We start from the raw sequence: 14898 nt of genomic DNA, 5'->3' as shown, positions 1-14898 counted from the left end.
TCACTAAATAATTACATTAAATTAATTATCAAATAGTTAAATTACTTGGAAAGGATTGTTTAGCACGATTAAAAATAAGTTAATAATTTAATCTATTGCAAGGTGCACCCCTAATAAATCCCTATACTAAGTGATCTTTTATTATGGTATTTAATTAGTTATAATTCCATATCTTAAATACCAATTTTACAATACGAAAAGGATTGAGAATAAGCTTTTGATTAAAAAAACATTCCTTTTTTAAGCTTTCTTAATATTTTTAACATATAAATTTTGTGAAAATAAAAAAAAACTATACTTTTGGTTAACCAGATTGGTCAACCAGTTAAAATCAAAACCAGTATTATGAGTATAAAAACAATAAAGGAAGTGGATATTTCATCCAGTCCCAAAAAGGGTTCCGAAGAAATGATTATCTCTAAAATTAGGGAATTAATTGTTTCTAAGCAACTCGAACCTGGAGACAAGCTTCCTGCAGAAAGAATGTTGGCCGAAAAATTAGGCGTAAGTCGTAATCAACTACGTCAAGCTATCCAAAAATTAGAATTTTATGGATTGGTGAAAAAATATCCCCAAAGTGGTACTCGTGTATCTAATATTGGTGTAACCGCACTCAATGGAATGATGTCAGATATTTTACAATTACAGGAACCTGATTTTAAATCATTGGTAGAAACCAGATTGATACTAGAGACTAATGCAGTGCGCCTGGCGGCAACCCGAAGAACTGATGAGCATATATTTCAAATACAAGAAGCTCATAAAGCCTATAGTGAAAAGGCGATTAATGGTCTTAATGCAGTAGAAGAAGATTTAATGTTTCATCTTAAGTTATCTGAAGCTAGTGGTAACAGTGTAATCAACTCTCTTATGCTGGTTATTACACCAGAAATCATTACGCATTTTGTGGCAAAAAAAGTTTGTAATAAAGATGAAAACCACTTGTTAATAAAAGAACATCAAGCGATTATTGACGCAATTATTGATAAGGATCCTGATAGAGCCGTTGCTAAACTCGAAGATCACTTTAAAGATTTATACAAATTTTGTTATGATCAAGAATAAATAAAACAAGGGACAATTCTAACACCAATTTAATATGTAGCAAAAAAAAAACAGAAACAAAAAAAGGGACGGCTACCAAACTCATCCCTTTATTTTCGAAACTTTACTTATATAAAAAAGTAAAATTAATACTATAATTTCTTATAGATAGATAGGTACAAAGATATAAAAAATTGCTAAACAGTTTTGGGTTTAGCTTATTTTTAAGTTTTGTTCAGAAATAAGTAATTATGACATTATGGTTTTGCTTTATATCGAAAATGAATTTAATAGTGATTTAAATCAAAGCATTAAAACTTAAAAAATAATTACTTATGCATTTAAAAAAGATAATAACAGTCATAATGATTGTTCTATATCATTGTACAGTGCTTGCTCAAGACAATATAACCTTAGAAGGTGTCGTTACTACGCAAGAAGATGGAATTCCGATACCAGGTGTAAATGTATTAATAGTAGGAACAAATTCTGGTACAACTACAGATTTTGATGGTTACTACCAGCTCAAAGTTAATAAAGGAGACATAGTTTCTTACTCATTTACCGGAAAAAAAACAGTAACTGTAACGATACAAAATCAGACAAAAATTGACGTTTCTCTGGAAGAAGAAGCATCTGAGTTAGAACAGGTAGTGGTTATTGGTTACGGAGTTCAGAAAAAGTCAAGTCTCACCGCCTCGGTTGCCAAACTAGAAAATACAAATTTAGATGAACTACCTTACTCCAACGTTTCTAACAGTATTAAAGGAAAAATTGCAGGAGTTCAAATCAGAAATACTACTGGTAATGTTGGAGATGAACCTGAAATAATCGTAAGAGGTATTGGTTCTATTAGTCTTAGTTCGGCTCCTTTAGTGGTGGTTGATGGTTTTCCATTTGATGATGGACTTCAATTTATCAATCCAAGTACCATTGAATCCATAGAAGTACTTAAAGATGCAAGTTCCACAGCCATCTACGGATCTAGAGGTGCTAATGGTGTTATACTGATCACAACTAAACAAGGAAAAGCAGAAAAAACCTCTTATGAATTTAAATCTTTATCCGGTTTCAAGCAGGCTGCAAGAAGTATTGATCTTATAGACGCCATCGAATTCTCTGATTTAGATAGATCTAGAAATCAATTGGTAGAGAATTTTAATGCACAACAAGAAAATAGAGAGCCTAATTTCATCAATTATTCTAACACCCAAATCGGTAAAAGAACTATTGCTCAAAATATAGGAGGTGCTACTAATTGGCAAGAAGAAGCGCTAAGAAATCCAGCCAGAATTGATAATTACCAATTAAATATTTACGGAGGTAGCAATAGAACAAACTATTTAGTATCTGCAAATTACATTTATGATGAAGGTCTTAGAAAAGATAACGATTTAGAAAGACTAAATTTATCTGCTAGGCTTCAATCTAAATTATCAGACAACCTTAGTTTTGATTTAAAAATTAATCCTTCTTATACCCTAACCAGACAATCATCTATTAATTTCACAGATACTGGAAGATATGAAACATGGATTCCTGTAAGACATAATCAATATACATCTGATTTAACTGGACAACCAGTAGGAAGTTATGCGCACGCTTTACATTTTAGAAATTTAAATTTTGATTACATAGATCCTGTGACAGGTCAAACAGAAAACACCGGAAATATCGAAAACTTATGGTCTTCTTCTAACTTCAATCCAATTTCTAGACAGGAAGCCAGCAGAAGAAACCGTTTTGAATATAGATTATTAGCGAACGGATCTGTAAAATGGAAAATAGCTAAAGGGCTTACGTTTAGATCTTCTTTGGGAGGATATGTAAGATATAGAACCGGAGAAGAATTTTTTGGCTCAGATGGTGACCGCGACGGTGAAACTGAAGGAATTTTAGCAGATCAGCTTACGGTTAAATACATAAACGAAAACACCCTTACTTACAACAGAGATTTTAACGGACACGATCTAGGATTATTAGTAGGTATCACCTACGAGAATACTGCAGAGCGTCTCAGTAATTTAAGAATAACCAATTTTGATGATGAAACAATAACAACTCTTAACGGAGGAACTATCATTGATCTAAATAATACATTTACTTTAAAAGATGAGACAATTTTGTCTTCATACCTTGCCAGAATTAATTATGCTTACAAAGATCGTTACCTACTTTCACTGGCAGGAAGAGCAGATGGGTATAACAAATTTGGAAAAAACAATAAATACGGAGTTTTCCCTTCTGTTTCTATAGGTTGGAACGTTGCTAACGAAAATTTCTGGAGAAATAGTATAGGTAACGCTGTGAATAACCTAAAACTTAGATCAAGTTGGGGTATAAGTGGAGCAGCTCCTCCTCTATTCGATTTCCTTTCACAAACTATTGTAGATTTTGCAAATTATAGTTTAGGAAATACCGGTGGAGTTACAACCGGACAAGGTGAAGTAGATATTTTACAAGGAAATCCAGACATCACTTGGGAAACGAATACAGAATTTAATAACGGAATTGATCTTGGTTTTTTTAATAACTCAGTTAACCTAACCGTTGATTATTATTATAAATTATCTGAAAAACTGTTACTTAGACAACAAATTTCAAATAGTACAGGTTTTGACGAACAATGGAATAACATCGGAAAAGTACAAAATTCCGGTTGGGAATTTGACCTATCTACAAACATTGGTGCTGGGAAACTGAAATGGCAAGGAAACGCTAACATTTCTTTTAACAGAAATAAACTTATCTCATTTGGTGGATCAGAAAGAGCGATTAATAATGGAGAACGAACCGATCAATATATTACTCGTGTCGGAGAACCATACATTCAATTTTATGGATACCGAACCAATGGTATTTTTCAGGATGCTGATGATCTTGCAAACAGTCCAAGCGGTATAACAGATGCCGTTGGAGGTCTTAAGAGAGTGGATGTAAATGGTGATGGAATTATAAATGAAGATGACCGAACCGTAATTGGTGATCCTTTTCCTGATTTTATATGGGGATTCACCAATACATTTACCTACGGAAACCTAGACCTTAACTTTTCTTTTCAAGGATCTCAAGGAGGTGAAGTTGTATGGGGAGAAGCCTTTTACAATGAAGTAGAACGTTACAGCGCTGTATACGCAGAAGATCAATGGTTCAATGAAAACATTCCTGCTAGCAGACCTGGTGTTAGAATCGGAGTGCCTTGGTTAGAAACAGATTATGCGGTGCAAGATGCTTCGTACATCTCATTACGTGAAGTAGTTTTAGGATATTCGATCCCTAAACATTCTACCAATAAAATAGGACTGGAAAAAATGAGAATATATATTTCTGGCCAAAATTTATGGTATAATGCAGCGGATGATTATTTAGGAAATAATCCAGAAGGTAATACCGATAGAGGAAATGTTTTAATAAGAGGGTATCAAAGAGGAGTTACACCAGTGCAAAGACAACTTGCACTTGGATTGGATATCAATTTCTAAAAAGCAATTAATCAAAGTCTATTTCAGAAGGAATTCGGTAACACTACTATCGGATGACGAAAGAAAGACAAAAAAATATTTATAATGAAACATATTTTTAAACTTCAAAACAGATTCATAAATTTTAATATTTATGTATTGTCCCTGACATTACTTATGATGTCCTGCGATCTTGAAGAAGATGTAATTTCCTTTAGAACGGATGAAAACTTCTATCAAAACCAAGAAGAATTAAATAGAGGATTAATTGCAACGTATTCTAGTTTATATGATGTAATGGCTGTAGAATGGAATGTGACAGAATTACGTTCTGATAATACTTTCACGAATCCAGACAGATCACCAGAATCCGATGCACCAAGATTTACATTAGATCGTCTTACGGTTGATACTAACAATTCTTTAAATCAAGAATATTACGCCTCTTGTTATAAAACTATAGCACTGGCTAACAGGATTTTAGCCAATTTGGAAATAGTGGAAGATCCGGATCTTAGAAACCAATACGAAGGAGAAGCCAAATTCCTACGCGCTTTGATGCATTTTAATTTAACAAGATTATACGGCAGCACGGTAATTGTAGATAGAGTACTGATTGGAGAAGAAGGTTTCGAGCTGTCTCGTAGACCGGTGACTGAAGTATATGAATTTATTATTAAAGATCTAAATGATGCAATAACCCTTTTACCGGAAGAATACAATAATTCCGAATTTGGAAGAGCCACAGGTGTTGCCGCCAGAACTATATTAGGAAAAGTACATTTATCAAGTCCTATGAGGGACTTAGAAGCAGCGATTACTCAACTCGAATATGTAAGAGATAGAGGTATCAATGACTTATTACCCAATTACAATGATCTTTTCGAACCAGGTAATGAATTAAACGATGAAGTTATTTTTTCTGTTCGGTATGAGCAGGGACTTATCGGGCTAGGGTCTCCTTTTCCTAACTTCTTCGCTCCTTTACAGAGTGATGGAAATGTAGTTTTCGGAAACGGTGACGGACTCAACGTTCCTACCGAAGATGTTTCTAACGCATACGCAACAGATGACCAGAGAAAACCTTCATCTATGGCAGATAGTTATATCGCGACTAACGGAACAGAGATTTTCAACAAACACGTAACAAAATATAATTCTGAATTCAATGCATTAGATGACGGAGATGTAGATTGGCCTGTAACACGATTTGCCGATGTATTATTAATGCTCTCTGAAGCATATATAGACGCCAGAGGAATTTCTGAAGCCTTAATAGAATTAAATAAAGTAAGAGAGCGAGCTGGTCTTACTGCTTTAACAGAAGCTGATGTAACTTCAAGTTTTGCCTTTAAGCTAGCGTTAGAGAATGAAAGACGACTCGAGTTTGCTTTCGAAAACCACAGATTTTTTGATCTTTTGAGAACCAATAGAGCTTTAACTGTTATAAATGAGCACTTTATCACAGAATTTGCATACAACAACCCTGATAATCCTGATCTTGACGCAAGTCCAATCTCTGATTTTCAGTTATTGTTACCAATTCCTCAAAGAGAAATTGATCTAAACCCGAACCTGGCTCAAAATGTAGGTTATTAATGACTATAACTAAACAACATATCATTACTAGATTAGTATTCATCCAACTATTTTTTATTGGATATATAGGTTTTGCCAATGAGATTAAAGTAGCGACTATTGATGAATTTAATAGTGCCATAAAATCTATAAAAGCAGGAGATCGTATCATACTCAAAAATGGAGAGTGGAAAGATGTTAAGCTAGTTGTAAAAGGTCAGGGAACGTCTGAAAACCCAATCGTCATCGAAGCAGAAGAATCCGGTAAGGTATTCATTACCGGAGATTCTAGCTTAAAATTGGCCGGAAATCATTTGATAGTGAAAGGGCTTTGGTTTAAAAATGGTTTTACTTCAGATAAATCTGTGATCTCATTTAGAGTGAATTCTAAAGAATTTGCAACACATTCCAGACTTACTAATTGTGCTATCACCTATTATAACCCAAGCTCCAAAGCTACAGATTACAAGTGGGTTAGTATCTGGGGGAAAAATAACAGAGTAGATCACAATTATCTTGCAGGCAAAACTAATTCTGGGACTACACTGGTGGTTTGGTTAAAAGGAGATAATCACATCCAAAATAACCATAGGATTGATCATAATTATTTTGGTGAACGGCCTCCTTTAGGTTTTAACGGAGGAGAAACAATACGAATTGGAACCAGCCAAAATTCTCTTCTATCTTCCAGAACTATTGTGGAAGACAATGTATTTGAAAAATGTAATGGAGAGATAGAAATTATTTCTAACAAATCTTGTGATAACGTATATCGTAACAATCTTTTTTTAGAAAGTGAAGGTGTTTTGACACTAAGACATGGTAACAGGTGTTTAATTGAAAGTAATGTATTTATTGGAAATCAAAAACCAAATACAGGCGGTATCAGAATTATTAATGCAGGTCACGTCATTAGAAATAATCTAATGTTGAATCTAACCGGAGATGGTTTTAGAGGTCCAATTGTAATTATGAATGGCGTACCTAACAGTCCTGCAAACAGATACCATCAGGTAAAGGATGTTAACATCCAGAATAATACCATTATTAATTGTTCTCCTATTCAGTTTTGTGCTGGAAAAGATGAAGAAAGATCTTTGGCGCCTATTAATACTGTTTTTGCAAACAATTTAATTTTCAATAGTAAAAATGGTGAAATTGCTTCAGTTCACGATAAATTAGAAGGCTTTAAATTCTATGGGAATATTCTTGATTCTGAAAAAGGTTTCAATCAAGCAGGGTTTACAAAGGTAAAAGTCAACTGGGATACTTTAGACAATATTCTTTACATTCCAAAAAGCATTAATGAAGAATTAATCAAAAACTCCAAACCTGAAGGTAAGCTGACCCAACTTGATATTACAGGAACAAAGAGAGACATCTTTGTTGCAGGAGCATATAATCTTGGAAATAAAAAACTTCCTAAGGCACTTGTTTTACAGAGTGGTACTTCGTGGAACTCTAAAGTAACACCTCAAAAACCCATCGTTACATCAGATATTATTGAAGTAGAACCTGGAATAGGCACTTTACACAAAGCACTTAAAAAAGCTTCTGCCGGTAGTATTCTTAAACTGAAGCCTGGAGAATATTTTTTAGAAAAAGGAATAAAAGTCAACAGTAGTATTACTATTGAAGGAAATTTTGAAGACAAAAAACCTTTATTAAAAATAAAAGAAGGATTAGAAAAAAATCCAACCTATTTCTTTAGAGTTGAAGGAGGCACCTCGTTACGACTAAAAAATCTGGAAATTTCAGGAGAATTAAACACTCCTATAAAATATGCAGTAGTTTCTCCTGATAAGGACATATCTGAGACCTATTCAGTATTTATTGACAATTGCTATATCCATAACTTTAAAAATACAAACGGGGGAAGTGTGTACAAAGGATATAAAGGAACCTTTGCAGACACCCTTAGCATCGTTAATTCCAGAATCGAGAATGCATATAGAGGAATAAACCTTTCAGAAGAAAAGGATGATACGGGAAAATATAGCGCTCAAGTAGTGCACATTGATAATACTATTTTTAAAGATGTAGAACAATGGGCAGTAAACTATTATCGAGGTGGAAACGATGAATCTACTTTAGGAGGAAAACTGATAATAGATAATTCGGTATTTAGCAATGTAGGCAATATAGAAAAAGGTACTGTTCTTAGAACCCAGGGTATTGTTTGGGTTGATATCAAAAACTCTGTATTTGAACAAAGTTATAAAGTGGTTAACCCTGTTAACCTAAAAGGAGCTAAAAATAGTATTAGCAATTGTGTCATTTTTGAATGTGGTACGGTAAAAACAACAAAAGGAGCATCTGCAAAAGATATCCAATATAAAAACCCTAAATGGGACGATAAAAACAACTTTATTCCAAGTGAAAAATCACCTTTGCTTAAAACACAACGCATTGGATTGAAGTGGGAAGCAAAAAAATAAAATTAACACCATAGAATTATGAAAAATTACGAAGCATCTTTCAAGAGAATCTTAGCAGGGCTATTGGTTTTCTGTTTAATGTTGATATTTGTAATATCCTCATCTTGTGATGCGGATATAGAAGTGGACCAAACTGTTGAAGAAATAGAATCGGCAACTCCGATAATCACCAGTTTTTCTCCGTTAAATGTAGAAATACTTGAAGACGTACTTATAGAAGGAGAATTTCTTCAATTTGTTGATAGAGCAACGATCGGTGGTATACCAACTGAAATTAAAAGTAAGATAAGTGATACTCAGATTTTATTAAGAGTTGATCCCTCAGTAATCTCTGGTCCTATCGTCCTTATCAATGATTTAAGCAGACAAGGTGCAGAAAATCTTGAATTTACGGCTACCTCAATAGAAACTTTAAATGTATCGTACCCGGTGCCTTCTGTAACAAGCACCATTCCGAGTGAAGCTACAGCAAACGACTTATTGATTATCGAAGGGTCTAACCTAGGTGTAGTATCAAGCGTAACGTTTGGAGGAGTTGCCGGTGTGATTTCATTCCAAGAAAATGATGTAATTGTAGTAACTGTTCCTAATCCTGGTACGTTGGATCCGGTTGCGCTAAATCTAGTATTTAACAGTAATAGTGGTGAAATCGCGCAAGAGTTAAGTCCTTCCTTTCTAGTTAATATACCTACTCCAGAACCTAGCAATGTGCCAAGAATAATGTCAAGAGATAATATCGTAACAATAACTGGTGATAATATCAATTTCACAACATCTGTGACCGTAGATGGTAACGAAGCAACAATTACTACAACACCAACTGAATTGACTTTTATGGTTCCATCCGGAATAACAACAGGTATTGCAGAAGTTATTATAACAGACACCGAAGCACGTCAAACTGTATTTAATATACCTTACATCAACGGACCTTATTATGAATATTACGATTTTGATACTAAAGCTCTTGAAACCGTAAGAGATAATAAAAATGGAGATCCTTCTGAAGTAGTATTATCATTGGGAGAAGAGCCATCGGAGCAGCCAAGATTCGCCGGAATGACAGAACCTTTTGGAAATAGATATTTGCATTTAGATTATCCAAAAGCAACCACTAGTACCTTGGCATCTATATATTGTTATGATTTTAGTGATGATTTCGGTACAGAAGAAATGGGAGAAGAATCAGCTGCATTAATCGATCCTGCCGGAAGATTTGGTGGTAATCCTGTGTTACATTTCTGGATGAGAATTAATGGGGCCGATTGTAGAACAAAAATATACTTAGGGACTTCGAGTGCCCAGCGAAGAGAATCCAATGGTCCTCTTCTGGATACAGGAGGAGAATGGGTATTGGTTGCTGTAAGACTTAATGGATTTATGGACAGTGCCGCAGACTTCTCCAGATTCCACTTCCGCCTCACCGCTGGTAGTTCCTCGGATAATATTCCTAGATCAGCTGACTATGACTGGATAATTGTAACAGATAGAGTACTGACGGAATTTGGAGCTGTAGATTATTCTGCCGCCTCTATTACGGACCAAACATTTTGGAAAGATCAAGGTTAAAAAATTATAAATAACGAATCATACAAAATCATAGATGATCCCATCACCTTTACATACTAATCGGTTAAGGTTAGGCATTCTTTGCCTAACCCTAACTCTTGGTATTTTAAGTTTTAGCTGTAACCAAGAAGGCAAAACAGAAAACAAAACGGAGCTTAAAAACCAAAAGCCCGTGCTTTCGTTATCTGGTTCTCAAGCAGAAGAAATTAAAGGATTATTAGCTGAAAACCATGTTTTAAAAACTTCATTTGATGAGCATAAGACTAAAGCAGATAAAGCTATTCTTAATGGTATAGAAATACCTATGCCTAAGGATCCGGGCGGTGGATATACCCACGAGAAACACAAACGTAACTATGGAGAAATGTATGCTGCCGGAATTGCCTATGCAATCACCGGAGATACTAAATATTCCAAATTTGTAACGGATATGTTATTGGGATATGCAGAAATGTACCCTAAATTACCTTTACACCCTAAAAGCAAAGAAAATCATCCTGCCGGAAAACTTTTCTGGCAAGGGCTCAATGAAAGTGTATGGTTGGTTAGTTCCATACAAGCATATAATCTAGTAAGTGATGCTATTTCTAAAGAAAACAAAATAATAATCGAAGATAATGTCTTCAAGAAAGTAGCTGAATTTATAAGTGTTGATTCTAAAAAAACCTTTAACAAAATACATAACCACGGAACCTGGGCAGTAGCGGGCGTTGGTATGACAGGATATGTTCTCAAAGATCAGGATATGATAGACCGTGCATTGTACGGAAGTAATAAGGATAAAGAAACTGGTTTTCTTAAACAAATCGATATGCTTTTTTCTCCGGAAGGATATTATTCTGAAGGACCTTATTATCAGCGATATGCAATGATGCCTTTTATGCTTTTTGCACAAGCGATCCAAAACAATCAACCCGATCTAAACATCTTCGAATACCGAGATCAATTATTAGGTAAAGCGGTAACCACAGTATTGCAACTAACTGATGAAAATGGAGCTTTTTTCCCATTTAATGATGCGTTAAAAGAAAAAAACTATTTAACCAGTGAATTGATATTTGCCAGCAATATTGCATATGCCTATTATAAAGATACCTCGTTACTGCCTATAATATCGGACCAAGAAAAAGTGAGTATCTCTGGAGCAGGATTAGAAGTTGCTAAAGCCTTGAAAGATTTTACACCAAAAGCATATGAAAAAAAATCAATACTAATAACAGACGGTAAAGATGGTCGAGAAGGAGGATTAGCGCTGCTACGAATCCCAAATGGGAGAAAAGATCAAAAACTTACTACCGTTTTTAAATTCGCTTCTCAAGGAATGGGGCACGGACACTTTGATAGATTGTCTATATTTCTATATGATGGAAAACAAGAAATTTTACAGGATTATGGTGCTGCAAGGTTTCTGAACGTAGAATCTAAAGAAGGTGGACGATATCTTACTGAAAATAACACCTGGGCAAAACAAACTATTGCCCACAACACAGTAACGGTAGATGAAACTTCTCAGTTTAACGCGAATGTAAAAACATCGAGTAAAGTGAGTCCTCAATTACTTTTTTCCAATTTAAAAGATGCTAATCTTCAAATTGTTAGTGCAAAGGAAGAAAATGCATATCAAGGAGTTATGATGCAAAGAACATTGGCTTTAGTCAAAAAAGAAGCTTCAGAAAGACCTCCTTTTATTATTGATGTATACGCAATTAAGGCTCAAGAATCGCATCAATATGATCTTAACTTTATGTATCAAGGACAAGTAATGGAAACTAATTTTGAGTATCTAAAAGAAAAAACATTAGTACCTCTTGGAGTTAAAAATGGATACCAACATTTATGGAAATTAGCAGAAGGCAATAGCAATAAAAACTTTGCTACCTTAACATGGTTAAACCAAAATAGCTTCTACTCTATCTCCAGCCTTGTAAATCTGGACAGTAAAATGGTTTTTTCAAGATTAGGAGCTAATGATCCTCATTTTAATCTTAGAAATGATGCTTCTTATATGATAAGAGAAAGTAATAAAAAAAATCATGTTTTTGTCAATATCATAGAACCTCACGGAAATTTTGATCCGAAATTAGAATCAGTTCAAAATCCGCATTCTGATGTTAAAAATATTCAATTGATTTATTCTGATGCGATGTACACCATTGTAGAAGTGATATTCAAAAATAATGAACGCTACACATTAATGATCGTTAATCAAGAACACGATCCACACAAACAACATAAACTGACTATTGATGATCAAAAATATCAATGGACGGGAAATTATAATTTAAAAACCAACTAAACAATGAGCTACTCAAAAATAAAAAGCGACGTATTCTTTATAACCAAAGATAAGCCGTGGGAACAAGCCGCAGAAGGTATTACACGACAGATGATCGGTTATGACGTAAATATTATGATGGTTAAAGTAAATTTTGAAAAAGGAGCGATTGGATATATCCACGACCACTTCCATTCTCAAACAACCTATGTAGAATCCGGAAGTTTTGAAGTTACCATCGGAGATGAAAAAAAGATATTAAATGCTGGTGATGGATTCTTTATTCCTCCTAATGTTCCTCACGGTGCTGTTTGTCTGGAAGCAGGAGTTCTTATTGATGTATTCAGCCCAATACGCGAGGATTTTTTAGAAATTTCACACCAAAAGAAATAATTAGATGACTAAAATAAAAGGATTACGCTGGTGGGTAATTGGGCTAATCGCTTTGGCTACAGTAATTAATTATATCGACAGGCAATCACTTAGTGTATTGTGGCCTGATATTGCAGAAGAATTATATCCAGACAAGTCCGCGGATGAGCGAAAGGATATCTATGGTTGGATCTCCTCGATTTTCCTATTTTCTTATGCTTTTGGTCAAGCAATTTTCGGAAAGATTTTTGATAAAATAGGAACGCGATTAGGTTTTGCTATTTCTATAGGTTTTTGGTCTCTGGCAACTGCATTACACGCCTTAGCTAAAGGTTTTCTTAGTTTTTCGATTTTCAGATCTATTCTGGGTGTTGCAGAAGCAGGCAATTGGCCGGGTGCTGCAAAAGGAAATGCAGAATGGTTCCCCGCTAAAGAGCGTGCTTTTGCACAAGGAATTTTTAATTCAGGTGCAGCCATTGGAGGTATTATATCAATTCCTGCAATTGCTTTTATGACCGTTCATTTTAGCTGGCAAATGATATTTATAATTATTGGAGCTATGGGTTTACTCTGGTTGATCCCATGGATGCTAATTGTCAAAGCCCCACCGGGAAAACATCCGTGGCTTACTGAAAAGGAGAGAAATTATATTCTTGACAAATCGAAATCAGAAAATACAGGTCAAATTGAAAATGAAAACGAACTTGACGAGTATAATCCTGAAACCGGTAAAATGCTAACACATAAAGAGAGTTGGGGAGTCATTTTTGCTTCGGCAGCAATTGATCCGATATGGTGGCTATTTGTTTTCTGGATTCCTATCTATCTAGCAGAAGTATATGGTATGGATGTCAAAGCCGTGGGTATCTATGGTTGGGTTCCTTATGTTGGAGCTATGATTGGTGCTTGGTTCGGAGGACTTTTGGCGCAGAATCGCATTAAATCAGGTTGGAATATTAATAAAACCAGAAAGTTTGTCATCTCACTAGGATGTTTAATTATGCTACCTTGTTTTTATTTGTTATCTGATCCGGGAAGCCCTGTCAATGCTGTAATTATTATGGCTGTTATTCTTTTTGGATTTCAAACAGCTATTGGGAATATACAAACATTACCGAGTGACTTATTTGGTAAAAAGACAGTTGGAACACTCTCTGGCCTGTCCGGAATGTCGGCAAAGTTTGCTGGCGTAGGTCTAACAGCATTAGTATCTACTCTAACTGCCGGAGGAAATTATACTCCAGCGTTTATTGTTGGGGGAGTTTTGACCTTAATAGTGTTGGCAAGTGTCTGGATTTTATGTGGAAACATACAACCATTAACTGCTAAAAAACAACACCCTTAGAAAAATAAATATGTAATCAACTATTAACTATTAATATAAAAAAAATGAGTCAAAAAAGAAAAATTGCCATCGTAACCGGAGCCACTGGCGGAATTGGTTTCGCTGTTGCAAAAAGACTAGGTAAAGATGGATATACTGTAATTTTAAATGGTATAGAAGACGATAAAGGAGCTGACAGAGTAAAAGAGCTTTCTACCCAAGGAATAACCGCCGAGTATTATGGATTTGATGTTACCAACGAAGAAGCAGTTACTTCTAATATAGAGGCTATAGGAGAAAAATATGGTAAAATTGATCTCCTGGTAAATAATGCCGGAGGATTAGGAGGAAGATCCAGGTTTGAAGGCATGACAACAGAATTTTACAGATCTGTTATGGCACTAAATCTGGACTCAACTTTTTTTGCATCCAGAGCGGCGATTCCATTCCTTAAAAAAGGAGAAAATGCTTCAATAATCAACTATACATCCAATGCAGGATGGACGGCTGGTGGTCCTGGAGCTGGAATTTATGGAACATCAAAGGCAGCAGTGAATGCTATAACCAGAGCATTGGCAAAAGACTTGGCAGAGTATGGCATCAGAGTAAATGCAGTATCACCCGGTACTATCGATACTCCATTCCACGCTCAAATAAAATCAACAAAACCTGAAGTTTTTGCATCCTGGAAGAATAATATTTTACTAGGAAGACTAGGACAGCCAGAAGATGTAGCTTCTGTTGTATCTTTCTTAGCTAGTAATGACGCTGCTTTTATAACAGCAGAAACTATTCAGATTGGAGGAGGACAAGCTTTAGGAATTTAAAAATAAAGAA

9 protein-coding genes are annotated in these 14898 nt (G+C 35.0%); all 9 read left to right on the top strand.

Features of this window, described 5'->3' with window-relative positions; genetic code table 11:
• Positions 1–345: 345 nt before the first annotated feature.
• Positions 346–1065, top strand: a complete 720-nt coding sequence (locus tag ACE94K_RS11800; protein ID WP_378172278.1) for a FadR/GntR family transcriptional regulator — start codon at positions 346–348, stop codon at positions 1063–1065.
• Positions 1066–1379: 314 nt separating this feature from the next.
• Positions 1380–4526, top strand: coding sequence for a SusC/RagA family TonB-linked outer membrane protein (locus ACE94K_RS11795; RefSeq protein WP_378172275.1), 3147 nt, complete (start codon positions 1380–1382; stop codon positions 4524–4526).
• Positions 4527–4610: 84 nt separating this feature from the next.
• Positions 4611–6104, top strand: coding sequence for a RagB/SusD family nutrient uptake outer membrane protein (locus tag ACE94K_RS11790; RefSeq protein WP_378172272.1), 1494 nt, complete (start codon positions 4611–4613; stop codon positions 6102–6104).
• The gene (locus tag ACE94K_RS11785; protein WP_378172270.1) at positions 6104–8521 is read left to right on the top strand and encodes a polysaccharide lyase 6 family protein; all 2418 of its coding nucleotides are present in this window, start codon (positions 6104–6106) and stop codon (positions 8519–8521) included. Before ACE94K_RS11790 ends, ACE94K_RS11785 begins: the two co-directional genes overlap by 1 nt.
• A gap of 18 nt (positions 8522–8539) precedes the next feature.
• Complete coding sequence (locus ACE94K_RS11780) at positions 8540–10090, top strand: IPT/TIG domain-containing protein (protein WP_378172268.1); 1551 nt, start codon at positions 8540–8542, stop codon at positions 10088–10090.
• A 34-nt stretch (positions 10091–10124) separates the two neighbouring features.
• Entirely contained in the window at positions 10125–12386 is a 2262-nt protein-coding gene (locus tag ACE94K_RS11775; RefSeq protein WP_378172266.1) for a heparinase II/III family protein, read from the top strand.
• Between the two features lie 3 nt (positions 12387–12389).
• Positions 12390–12758, top strand: a complete 369-nt coding sequence (locus ACE94K_RS11770; RefSeq protein ID WP_378172263.1) for a cupin domain-containing protein — start codon at positions 12390–12392, stop codon at positions 12756–12758.
• Positions 12759–12762: 4 nt separating this feature from the next.
• Positions 12763–14082 carry an MFS transporter gene (locus tag ACE94K_RS11765; protein WP_378172261.1) on the top strand — a complete coding sequence of 440 codons (1320 nt, stop codon included), beginning with the start codon at positions 12763–12765 and terminating at the stop codon, positions 14080–14082.
• A 44-nt stretch (positions 14083–14126) separates the two neighbouring features.
• Positions 14127–14888 carry an SDR family NAD(P)-dependent oxidoreductase gene (locus ACE94K_RS11760; RefSeq protein ID WP_378172258.1) on the top strand — a complete coding sequence of 254 codons (762 nt, stop codon included), beginning with the start codon at positions 14127–14129 and terminating at the stop codon, positions 14886–14888.
• The last annotated feature ends 10 nt before the right edge of the window (positions 14889–14898 follow it).

It is taken from the genome of Aquimarina besae, from assembly GCF_042434905.1.
Taxonomy (GTDB): Bacteria; Bacteroidota; Bacteroidia; order Flavobacteriales; family Flavobacteriaceae; genus Aquimarina.
Note: the sequence above shows the minus strand (reverse complement) of the source record. Positions and strands in the feature narration are given on the sequence as shown.

Coding starts and splice junctions, on each gene's coding strand:
- ACE94K_RS11800 (WP_378172278.1), top strand. CDS start 346: ATGAGTATAAAAACAATAAAGGAAGTGGATATTTCATCCAGTCCCAAA.
- ACE94K_RS11795 (WP_378172275.1), top strand. CDS start 1,380: ATGCATTTAAAAAAGATAATAACAGTCATAATGATTGTTCTATATCAT.
- ACE94K_RS11790 (WP_378172272.1), top strand. CDS start 4,611: ATGAAACATATTTTTAAACTTCAAAACAGATTCATAAATTTTAATATT.
- ACE94K_RS11785 (WP_378172270.1), top strand. CDS start 6,104: ATGACTATAACTAAACAACATATCATTACTAGATTAGTATTCATCCAA.
- ACE94K_RS11780 (WP_378172268.1), top strand. CDS start 8,540: ATGAAAAATTACGAAGCATCTTTCAAGAGAATCTTAGCAGGGCTATTG.
- ACE94K_RS11775 (WP_378172266.1), top strand. CDS start 10,125: ATGATCCCATCACCTTTACATACTAATCGGTTAAGGTTAGGCATTCTT.
- ACE94K_RS11770 (WP_378172263.1), top strand. CDS start 12,390: ATGAGCTACTCAAAAATAAAAAGCGACGTATTCTTTATAACCAAAGAT.
- ACE94K_RS11765 (WP_378172261.1), top strand. CDS start 12,763: ATGACTAAAATAAAAGGATTACGCTGGTGGGTAATTGGGCTAATCGCT.
- ACE94K_RS11760 (WP_378172258.1), top strand. CDS start 14,127: ATGAGTCAAAAAAGAAAAATTGCCATCGTAACCGGAGCCACTGGCGGA.